The 10,388-nt window shown below is 69.4% G+C and carries 8 protein-coding genes; 2 read left to right on the top strand and 6 right to left on the bottom strand.

The window, feature by feature from the left end; genetic code table 11:
• Positions 1-573, bottom strand: a 573-nt coding sequence (locus tag AOK08_RS39235; protein ID WP_479683337.1) for a diacylglycerol kinase family protein, incomplete at its 3' end; no start/stop codon positions are given.
• A 195-nt stretch (positions 574-768) separates the two neighbouring features.
• Here AOK08_RS39235 and AOK08_RS39240 point away from each other — a divergent pair.
• Positions 769-2,052, top strand: coding sequence for an adenylosuccinate synthase (locus AOK08_RS39240; RefSeq protein ID WP_055534992.1), 1,284 nt, complete (start codon positions 769-771; stop codon positions 2,050-2,052).
• 103 nt (positions 2,053-2,155) lie between these two features.
• On the opposite strand, the gene AOK08_RS39245 is transcribed toward AOK08_RS39240, so the two are convergent.
• Positions 2,156-4,159, bottom strand: a complete 2,004-nt coding sequence (locus AOK08_RS39245) for a YncE family protein (RefSeq protein WP_055534994.1) — start codon at positions 4,157-4,159, stop codon at positions 2,156-2,158.
• A 326-nt stretch (positions 4,160-4,485) separates the two neighbouring features.
• On the opposite strand from AOK08_RS39245, the gene AOK08_RS39250 reads away from it, so the two are divergent.
• Complete coding sequence (locus tag AOK08_RS39250; protein WP_055534996.1) at positions 4,486-6,330, top strand: bifunctional metallophosphatase/5'-nucleotidase; 1,845 nt, start codon at positions 4,486-4,488, stop codon at positions 6,328-6,330.
• Positions 6,331-6,388: 58 nt separating this feature from the next.
• On the opposite strand, the gene AOK08_RS39255 is transcribed toward AOK08_RS39250, so the two are convergent.
• From AOK08_RS39255 to AOK08_RS39270, 4 genes are all read right to left on the bottom strand, one after another.
• Entirely contained in the window at positions 6,389-7,714 is a 1,326-nt protein-coding gene (locus tag AOK08_RS39255; protein WP_055534998.1) for a hypothetical protein, read from the bottom strand.
• An 858-nt stretch (positions 7,715-8,572) separates the two neighbouring features.
• The gene (locus AOK08_RS39260; RefSeq protein WP_055535000.1) at positions 8,573-8,962 is read right to left on the bottom strand and encodes a hypothetical protein; all 390 of its coding nucleotides are present in this window, start codon (positions 8,960-8,962) and stop codon (positions 8,573-8,575) included.
• 9 nt (positions 8,963-8,971) lie between these two features.
• Positions 8,972-9,475: a GntR family transcriptional regulator gene (locus AOK08_RS39265; RefSeq protein WP_079054546.1), complete on the bottom strand. Its 504-nt coding sequence runs from the start codon at positions 9,473-9,475 to the stop codon at positions 8,972-8,974.
• Positions 9,468-10,262, bottom strand: coding sequence for a hypothetical protein (locus tag AOK08_RS39270; RefSeq protein ID WP_198539533.1), 795 nt, complete (start codon positions 10,260-10,262; stop codon positions 9,468-9,470). The genes AOK08_RS39265 and AOK08_RS39270 overlap by 8 nt, the downstream gene beginning before the upstream one ends.
• Between the last annotated feature and the right edge of the window lie 126 nt (positions 10,263-10,388).

Here is a 10,388-nt window from a genome sequence, read left to right on the forward strand (position 1 = left end):
ACCTCGGACCGGGCGGGTCGCAAGTGTCCGTACCAAGGACTGGCAGGTCCGCAGCCAGGGGTGAGCCGGGGACCCCGTGGCCCCTGCCGCCATGCGCGCCTCCGCCTCCTCGAAGAAGTCCGCCGGGCCCCGGAGCGCCGGTATGCGTACCGCGCCCACCACCACCCCGTCGCTGTCGTCGACCAGGAGGTCCAGGCGGCGTTCGGCGCCCTCCAGGACGGCACGGGCCGCCGCCACCGCGCCCATGGGGACGCCCAGGGAGCGGGTCAGGGAAAGGCCTCCGGCGGCCCCCACCGGGACGACGGACAGTGCGCATTCGGCCAGTTCCCGCTGCCGGTGCAGCAGGGCCACCGTACGGAGAAGAGCCCTGTCGTCGCCTATCACCACCGGGCGCCGGGAGCCTCGCCTGGCAAGTGCCCGGGCGAATTCCTCGGGTCCTTCCGGGAGGCACACTTTTGTCCTCGCACCCGCGCTGAGCACGTCTTTCGCGATTCGTACAGACTCGCCGTCCGTCTGCCGGGCGACCGGGTCGATGACCACGAGGAGCTGGTCGGAAGTCGCCACCTCGGTCATGCCTCGCTTCCTCGGGTAGCATCTTTGTGCAAGAGCCCCTTGCGCTATTGCGCCAGGGGCTTGGTCTATTCCGGGGCATCCGGGTCGACGGGTTGCGGCCGATGAGGGTCGCCGGGTGTACGAGGCATGAGCGGACAGCTCTGTCGCGTACACCTCTGGCCTTGGACATGCCCCGCCCGGAAGGGGTGTACGCGCGTGCCCGCACTTGTGCTGCTCGGTGCTCAGTGGGGTGACGAAGGCAAGGGAAAGGCCACGGACCTGCTTGGTGGGTCTGTGGACTATGTGGTGCGCTACCAGGGCGGCAACAACGCCGGCCACACGGTAGTCGTGGGCGACCAGAAGTACGCCCTGCACCTCCTCCCTTCCGGAATCCTCACACCTGAATGCACACCCGTCATCGGCAACGGCGTCGTCGTCGACCCGTCGGTCCTGTTCTCCGAGCTGAACGGGCTGAACGAGCGAGGCGTCGACACGTCCAAGCTCCTGATCAGCGGTAACGCTCACATCATCACGCCGTACAACGTGACCGTCGACAAGGTGACGGAACGCTTCCTCGGGAAGAGGAAGATCGGCACGACCGGGCGTGGCATCGGGCCGACCTACGCCGACAAGATCAACCGCGTCGGCATCCGCGTCCAGGACCTCTACGACGAGTCGATCCTGACGCAGAAGGTCGAGGCGGCGCTGGACGGCAAGAACCAGCTCCTGACCAAGGTCTTCAACCGCCGGGCGATCGAGGCGGAGCAGATCGTCGAGGAGCTGCTGACGTACGCGGACCGGCTGCGGCCGTACGTCGCCGACACCGTCCTGGTCCTCAACCAGGCCCTCGACGACAACAAGGTGGTCCTCTTCGAGGGCGGCCAGGGCACGCTCCTGGACATCGACCACGGGACCTATCCCTTCGTCACGTCGTCCAACCCGACCGCCGGCGGTGCCTGCACGGGCTCCGGCGTCGGCCCGACGAAGATCAGCCGCGTCATCGGCATCCTCAAGGCGTACACGACCCGCGTCGGCGCCGGCCCCTTCCCCACGGAGCTCTTCGACGAGGACGGTGCCGCGCTGCGCCGCATCGGCCACGAGCGGGGTGTGACGACGGGGCGTGACCGGCGCTGCGGCTGGTTCGACGCCGTGATCGCCCGGTACGCGACCCGCGTCAACGGCCTGACGGACTTCTTCCTCACCAAGCTCGACGTCCTCACCGGCTGGGAGCAGATCCCGGTCTGCGTGGCGTACGAGATCGACGGCAAGCGCGTCGAGGAACTCCCGTACTCCCAGACCGACTTCCACCACGCGAAGCCGATCTACGAGAACCTCCCCGGCTGGTCGGAGGACATCACGAAGGCCAAGACCTTCGCCGACCTCCCGAAGAACGCCCAGGCGTACGTGAAGGCCCTGGAGGAGATGTCCGGCGCCCCGATCTCGGCGATCGGCGTCGGCCCGGGCCGTACGGAGACGATCGAGATCAACTCGTTCATCTAGCCGCGGGCGCCTTGTGGGCGCGCGGAGCGCGAGCCGTGGAGAGGGGCACCGCCTGTGCGGGGTGCCCCTCTCCCCTTGTCGTCCCGTCCCTTGTCGTCCCCGCTCAGCGCGTGAAGATGAAGTACTTCCACGCCCCGTGCGTCGTCGTGTTCACGTTGTCGTTCGATCCTCCGTCGAGGTACGACGAGCGGATGCGGAAGCGGTAGCCGATGTCGTGCGTGCCGCCCAGTTCCACCCGGGAGACGCCGGACGGGTCGAGGTCGAAGTACTGGGAGCCGCCGTCGCGCCACGAGCCGTCGAAGAAGTACTCGATCTCTAGGTGCTGCCGGCGGTTCGGGTACGCCGTCATCGACGTCGTGAACAGCGGGTTCGTCGCCTGGTGGAAGTAGGCGTACGACGCGCCGTACACGTTCTCGTTCTTGTACTGGCGGCTGATCGCCGTCGACACCCTGACCTTGGTGTAGACCGTGCCGGCCACCGTCTTCGGGGCGTAGCGCGCGTCGCCCGTGAAGCGTGCCGTCAGGCGGGTGTCACGGGTGAGCCTGTACGTGGCTGTGAAGTCGCCGTTGCGGTTGACCGTACCGGCCTTGACCAGCTTGTTCGGCTGGTCGTCGCCGTACGGGTCGGCCCAGATCTCGACCTTGCGGTTCTTGTACGTCTTGCCGAGGTGCGCCGTGAAGCCGACGCTCTTGCCGTAGTCGTACGTCTTCGCGTTGTTGGAGATGCTGAGCGTGGTCGCCGCGCGCGAGACGTCCACCGTGTCCGAGCCGGAGGACGCGACATGGTCGGCGTCACCCGCGTACGACAGCGTGTACGTCACCTTGCCGCCGGCCGGCGGGCTGTTGGTGAAGGAGAACGTGCCGTTCGCCGCGACCGTCGCCGTGCCGATCTTCCGGCCGCTCGGGCTGTCCAGGTCCTTGCGGGTGATGGTCAGCTCGGTGCCGGACGGGAGCGGCAGTTTGGTGGTGACCTTGCCCGTGACCGTGAGTTTCCGCGCGCGTTCCGCCCTGGCCGGGGCGGTGACGGTGATGCTGGTCGTGGCCTTGGCCGCGTTGTTCAGGACGCGCAGCTCGTACACGCCCTGGGTGTTCGCCGTCACCGCGAAGAGACGGGACTTGTCGGGGGTCCAGCCGAGGCCCGCCGGCTTGAGCTCGGGGGCGAAGCCGTCCGTGTTCGGGATCTCGTACTCCCGGACCGAGGCCTTGCCGCCCTGCTTGTAGACGTAGATGTCCGGGCCGCTGAACGGCTGCTCGGCGCCCGCCGCGACCGTGCCGTCCGGAGCGACGGCGACCGCGTCGCCGTCGGCCCGGGTGGCGTACTTGCCGTCCGCCGTCAGGTCGGACGTCTTGTACACCGCGTGGTACGACGGCTGCTGCGAGGCCACGACGACGTGCTTGCCGTCCGGTGTGACGGCGAGGTCGCGCAGAAGGCTGCCCGGGACGGTCGCGCGCGCGGTGGCGGTCGGGGTGCCCGACGATACGTCGTACACGCCGAGCTGGACCGTGGAGCCCTGCGGGAGGCCGGCGACCAGGGTGCCCGAGCCCGGCACCGTGTCCAGCACGGGAGCGGCGGTCCACGGCTTGGCCGCGTCCCCGTTCAGGGTGACCTTGTGCTCGGCGTCGGCCAGGTCCACCGAGCCGATGTTGCCGGTGCCGCTGTCGTCGCTGTCGCCCGCGTTGCCGTAACCGAACCACAGCTTGCCGCCCGCGAGGGCCACGTGCCGAGGGTCCACGTCGCCCGTCGGGTAGCGCGCCGACTCGGTCGCCGTGGCCGTGTCGACGGCGACGATCGCGTCGCCGGTGCCGCCCGGCACCGCCGCGTACACCGTGGTGGAGTCGGCGGACAGCTCCAGGCCGCCCACGCCCGGCAGGTCGGGCAACTGCTTGACGACGTTGCCCTGGTAGTCAGTGACGACGATCTTCCCGGTGACCGGGTCGCTGACGAAGACCCGCTGGTGAACGCCGTCCACGACGATGTCACCGAACGAGGTGATGTCCAGGTTCTGCCGGCCGTCCGCCATGGCGGTGCCCGCGGCGCCGGCGGTGAGCGCGACGGAGCCGAAAGTGAGAGCGACCGCAAGTGTGGTCGAGAGAGTGCGTGTGCGCACGATGTTTTCGAACCCCCCGGTGCGAAAGTGCCCCGCAATGGGACCACTTGGCCCCTGCGTGGAGCCATGAGGAAGAGATTAGGCCACGCCACTGACAGAAGGTGCACACGGGGTTAACGGGACGGGTGCGACTCGCGCCTTTCGCTCGAATTGACCGGGGCATGGCCTGTCATGGCCTGCTCTTGGTTCAGGGCGAGCCGTTGTGCGACCACCATCTACGCGTATCCGTGTCGTCTGCGCGCGACATCTACGCGTGTATATCTACGCGTGTATATCCATGCGTGTATATCCATGCGCGCAGCCCCGATCGCTCAGGAGTTCCCCCCATGCCCAGCTCGCCCCTGAACCGCCGTCAGTTCATCCAGAAGTCGGCCGTCACCGGCGCTGCCGTGGCCGTCGCCGGAACCGTCGCCGCCGCCCCCGCGCAGGCCGCCGAGCAGGTCGACGGCTCGCACGCGCACGGGCACCACAAGCCGCCCCGCACCTGGTCCTTCTCCATCCTGGGCACCACCGACCTGCACAGCCACGTCTTCGACTGGGACTACTACACGGACGCCGCGTACAAGGACAAGGCGGGCAACTCGGTCGGCGTCGCGCGTGTGGCCACCCTCATCAAGCAGCAGCGCGCGGAGAAGGGCGAGCACCGTGTCCTGCTGGTCGACGCGGGCGACATCATCCAGGGCACGTCACTGGCGTACTACTACGCGCGCGTGGACCCCATCCTGGGCACCAAGGGCAAGCGTGGCCCCAAGCACCCCATGGCCGTCGCCATGAACGCCATGCGCTACGACGCCGCCGCCCTCGGCAACCACGAGTTCAACTACGGCATCGACACCCTCCGCAAGTTCGAGAGCCAGTGCCGTTTCCCGCTGCTGGCCGCGAACGCGCTCGACGCGAAGACGCTCCGGCCCGCCTTCCAGCCGTACACCGTCAAGCGCGTCCGGGTGCCCGGCGCGCCGGACATCAAGGTCGGCATCCTCGGCCTCACGAACCCCGGGATCGCCCTGTGGGACAAGGACAACGTCGCCGGGAAGATGGCGTTCACGGGCCTCGTCGAGCAGGCGAAGAAGTACGTCCCGCGGATGCGCGCCCTCGGCTGTGACGTCGTCTTCCTCACCGACCACTCGGGCCTGGACGGCAGTTCGTCGTACGGCAACGAGCTGCCGTACGTCGAGAACGCCTCGAACCTGGTGGCGGAGCAGGTGCCCGGGATCGACGCGATCCTCGTCGGGCACACCCACACCGAGGTGTCGTCGTACACGGTGACGAACAAGGAGACCGGCAAGGACGTCGTCCTCTCCGAGCCGTACTGCTACGGCATGCGTCTGACCGTCTTCGACTTCGAGCTGGAACTCGAGCGCGGCCAGTGGAAGGTGACCAGCACGAAGGCGAAGACCCTCGACCCCAAGGGCGTCGAGGAGGACGCGCACATCACCGAGCTGCTCAAGGCCGACCACGAGCTCGTCGTGAAGTACGTCAACACGGCGGTCGGCACCTGCACCGCGGACCTGTCGGCGGCGGAGGCGTGCTGGAAGGACGTACCCGTCATGGACTTCATCCACCAGGTCCAGATGGCGACCGTGGCCACCGGCCTGTCGAGCGCGGACGCGGCCCTTCCGCTCATCTCGGTGGCCGCGCCCTTCAGCCGCAGCGCGGACATCCCCAAGGGCGATGTCACCATCCGCGATGTCGCCGGGCTCTACATCTACGACAACACCCTGTACGGCAAGAAGCTGACGGGCGCCCAGCTCAAGGACTACCTGGAGTTCGCGGCGAGGTACTACCACCAGGTGCCGGTGGGCACGGCCGTCGACACCGCCACGGTGACGAACGCCAACAACTTCTGGGACTACATGTACGACACGGCTGCGGGTGTCGAGTACGACATCGACATCGCGCAGGCCGAGGGTTCGAGGATCAAGAACCTTTCGTACAAGGGCACTCCGGTCAAGGACGACCAGGTCTTCGTGGTGGCGGTGAACAACTACCGCGCCAACGGGGGCTCGGGGTACCCGCACATCGCGGGCGCCGACATCGCGTACAGCTCGACGAACGAGATCCGCCAGTTGATGATCGACTACGTGACGGCGAAGAAGACCCTGGACCCGGCCGACTTCGCGGTCACCAACTGGAGGCTGACGCAGGGCGGAAAGGCAGTGTTCCCCGCCTGATCGACCGTCAACTGTCCTTACGGGCCGGCCTTATGGACGGGTGCCTTACGGACTGGCCTTACGGGCGGTACCGCACGCGTGTGTAGGCGGCCAGGGAGCCGCCGCCGAGGACAAGTGCGGTGCCGCCGAGGGTCAGGACGATCGCGGGGCCCTCGTTGTTGCCGGTACCGGCCAGCAGGGTGCCCGTGTTCTCCTGGGAGACGACGGACGGGGTGGACGCGGCCGGTGCGGGCGTGGAAGTGGCCGTGGGCGCGGGCGTGTTGGGGGAGGCGCCGCCAGCCGTGCCCGAACCGGGGGCCGTTGTGGCCGGGGCCGGTGACGCCGACGGGCTCGGCGCGGCCGACTGGCTCTGGGCCAGCGCCAATTGGGCGGTCTCCGTACCGACGGCCGTGCCCTCGAACGGCACCGAACCCTCGTTGACGATGACGCTCTGGGTCAGACTGGTCATGCCGAACGGGGCGCCGGCCTTCCAGGCGACCCGTACCCGGACCGTGCTGCTGCCCGCCGGGGCCGTGTGGTCGTGGCCGCGCAGGTAGAAGCCGGGCGTGTCGGGCGCGTCGCTCGTCACCACCGGCTTCAGCGGGACCCAGTGGCCCTCGCGGTACACGCTCACAGCGGCGTACCGGTCGGTGAACAGAACGCTGTTGACGTTGACGTAGTCGGATGCCGTCGGGTTGGCGAGGGTGGCCCTGAACTCGACGGGCGCCCCGCCGGGCACGGCCGTCATGGGCACTCCGGCGAGACCGGCGGACAGCCCCCGGACGGCGATGGTACGGACGTCACGGCCCTCAAGGACCCAGGAACCGTCGGCGGCACCGACGGACGAGGTCAGCTTGACGGCTTCGGTGCCACCGTCGCTGTCCCCGTTGTGCGGCTCGCCCATCGGCAGGCCGATACGCAGGTGCAGGAGTCGGCTCTCGCCGGGGCCGAGCGTGATGGTGGACGGCAGCGCCCCCTGGAACGAACCGTTGTTGTACGCCAGCGTCACCGTCTGCCAGGCCCTGTCGTCGGTGAGGTACCAGATCGCCAGGCCGTTCTCCGGCATGCCTTCACCGGCGTCCGCGACCAGGTTGAGGAGAACGTCCTCCGACTCGGTGGCGGAGGTGTTGGTGATCCTCTCGGTGAACCCGACCGGCCCTCCGGCCAGCCCCAGCCCCGGCGCGGCGGGCCCGGTCACGGTCAGCTCGGTCTGGCAGCAGGACTGCGGGGCCCCGGGCGACGGAGTCACGGGCGAGGTCGCCGACGGCGTGGCCGACGAGATCGGCGCCCCCGGCAGGGCCCGGACGGTGGGCGCGCTCGCGGCCACCGCTCCCAGCGACATCAGTGCGGTGGCCGCTCCCACGGCGAGTGGACGACCGGCACGGACGGTGCGGAAGCGAAACATGAATCCCCCCGGATTCGCTGAAGGTGTCGTACGGGTCGGCAAGAAGTACTCCGGAGTGGGGCGAGCCGTGAGTCCCTGCGCCTGTAAGACGGTTCGCGGATCGGATGGTTGCCGGAGAATTGGGGCTTTATTCGGACTTGATAACTCCGTGACCAGGGAGAATACCTTCTGCGGGGATCGCGGGGATCGCGGGGATCGCGGGGATCACGGGTTTCGATGGTGCCGATGGTGTCACGGGTTTCGTGTGGAGGATCGCGCGGGCAGTGGCAGGACGTGCGGTTGCATAACAAGTGGTGGCAGGACGTGCGGTGGCAGGCCCACGCGGTGGCAGGCCCACGCGTCGGCAGGCCCACGCGTCGGCAGGCCACGCGTCGGCAGGATGACGGGAGAAGGTGTCCGTGGACCCCATAGCACCTGAATTGCTCATGGCCCTCGCCGGTGGAACGGCGGGTGCCGCCGGGCAGCAGATCTGGGCCTCGCTGCGGGACCTGGTCAGACGCGGCCCGTCGGCCGGAGAGCCGCGCGGAGAGCTACGCGGAGAGCCGTGCGGAGAGCCGTGCGGAGAGGGTGAGTTGACGTCCCTCGACGAGGCCGCCGACAGCCCGGCGCGGGCCGTGCGACTGGCCGAGGTGTCGCGCTGCGCGCCCGGCAGGACCCGGACTTCGCGCGGGCGCTCGACACCTGGCGCCGGGAGGCGGAGGCGCTGGACGCCACTCGGACCGGTGCGGGCGATGTGCGCAACGAGATCTCCGGGGGCACGTTCCAGGGCCCGGTCGTCCAGGCGCGGGACATCAACGGGCCGCTGAACTTCGGAAGTTAGGGCTGGTCGGGGCTGGTCGGGTCCCGTACGGCGCGGAATCACGGGAGCCGGCGCCGGGCCGCCTCGACGCTGTCTCCGCCGTTGGTGTTGAACGCGATGGCGGCCTGGGGCGCGTGCCGGCGGATCAGGTTCACGATCTGCTCGAAGAGCGGCAGCAGTTGCTCCGCCTTGCGGATCCCGCCTCCGACGACCACGACGTCCCAGGGGTGCCCGGTCAGCGACGCGACGAGGGTGGCCTCGGCCGATTCGTCGAACACGACCAGCGTCATGGCCGCGTGGATGCCGTACTCGCCGAACCGGTCCAACTCCGCGTCGAGCGCCGCGCGAAGCGCCTCCCCGTCGACGCCGGGTATCGCTCGCGGGTCGTAGCCGACAACAAGGGCGGAGGGGGAGGGCGAAGGGGAGGGCGAAGGGGAGGCGGAGGGCATGAGAGCAATCTACTGGGGCCTGCTCGACGGGCGTGATCCGCCGGGCCAGCCCTGTGGAGTACGGAGGTTCGTGCCGACGTCCGCCGCCTTGGGGCTGCCCGCTCCGCTGTCGGTGAGGGTCGGCCAGAAGTCGGGATCAGGGTCCAGGGCTTTGCGGACGGCGGTCAGGATGTCCTTGGTGTCGGCGCCGAGCGCTCGGGCGGCGGAGGTGAAGTCCCGGGCGAGAGTGGTGAGTTGGTCGGCGTCGTGCGCGTACGGCCCGGACGGGAGCGCGGCGACCCGGGTGCCCGCGCCGCGACGGGTGCGGATCAGCGCGGCGGCCTCCAGCTCGCGGTAGGCGCGGGCCACGGTGCCCGGCGCCAGACCGAGGTCGGTGGCGAGCTGGCGTACGGTCGGCAGGCGCTCGCCCGAGACGAGGCGGCCGGTGCGGATCAGCGCGGCGAGTTGGGCGCGGATCTGCTCGTACGGCGGTACCTGGCTGGTGGTGTCGACGCGGACGACCGGATCACTCATCGTCGAAACCCCCGTATCCGGCAGCCTCGTCGGCGACGGCCCGGGGCGCCACCACGGTGACCAGCGACCAGCCGAAGGTGAACAGGCCGAGCAGGGCCAGCGGGCAGATCGCGACGATGGCGGCGGCGCCCAGCGGTCCGGCGCAGGCCTCCTCGGTGAGCGCGACGAAGACCATCACCGCGACGAGCAGTACCTGGCTCGACACCAGCAGCCCCCAGGCCCCGGTGATCGCCCACGCGCGGTCGCGGCGCGTCTGGTCGTCCCCCTGGCCGTGCGCGATACGGCGCAGGGCCCAGACACAGACGGGGGTGCCGACCGCGAGGGCGGCGAACATGGGGCCGCTGTAGTACAGGCCGGGCCAGGGGCCGAGGGAGACGCCTATCCCCTCGCAGGTGACGGCGAGGACCCGCCCCGCGCTGCCCGCCTGGTCGGGGTCGGCGGAGGCCGTGAGCGCGCCGGTCACCAGCAGGGCGACGAGGGACGCGGCCTCCAGCAGAAGCAGGGGCGCCATACGGGGCGGCACCTGGTCCCGGACCAGGCGCGGCGCGAGACTCGCGGTGCGTACGGCTTCCTGGGGGTGCAGGGTCAGGGCGTCGCCGAGCAGGACACCGCCCACGGCGCACAGTCCGAAAACGGTGATGGCGAACACGAGGGGCATCGCGATGTCGTCGCTGTCCATCGCGATCAACTGCTGTCCGAGCATGATGCCTATGGCCAGACCGGACCACCGGGCGTAGTACTCGACGTGATCCAGGAACCGGGCCTGGAGCGGAGCGGTGTCGAGCATGCGGAGATCCCCCCAGAACATCTTGTAGCAAGCGGTGAGTACAAGATGCCCTGGCCGGGATCTTGTGTCAAATGCTCGATACAAGGTGTCGAGGGGGTCGCGGCTCGCCTTCGGGGGTTACGGGGG

The organism is Streptomyces graminilatus (assembly GCF_001418565.1).
In the GTDB taxonomy this organism is placed as follows: Bacteria; Actinomycetota; Actinomycetes; order Streptomycetales; family Streptomycetaceae; genus Streptomyces; species Streptomyces graminilatus.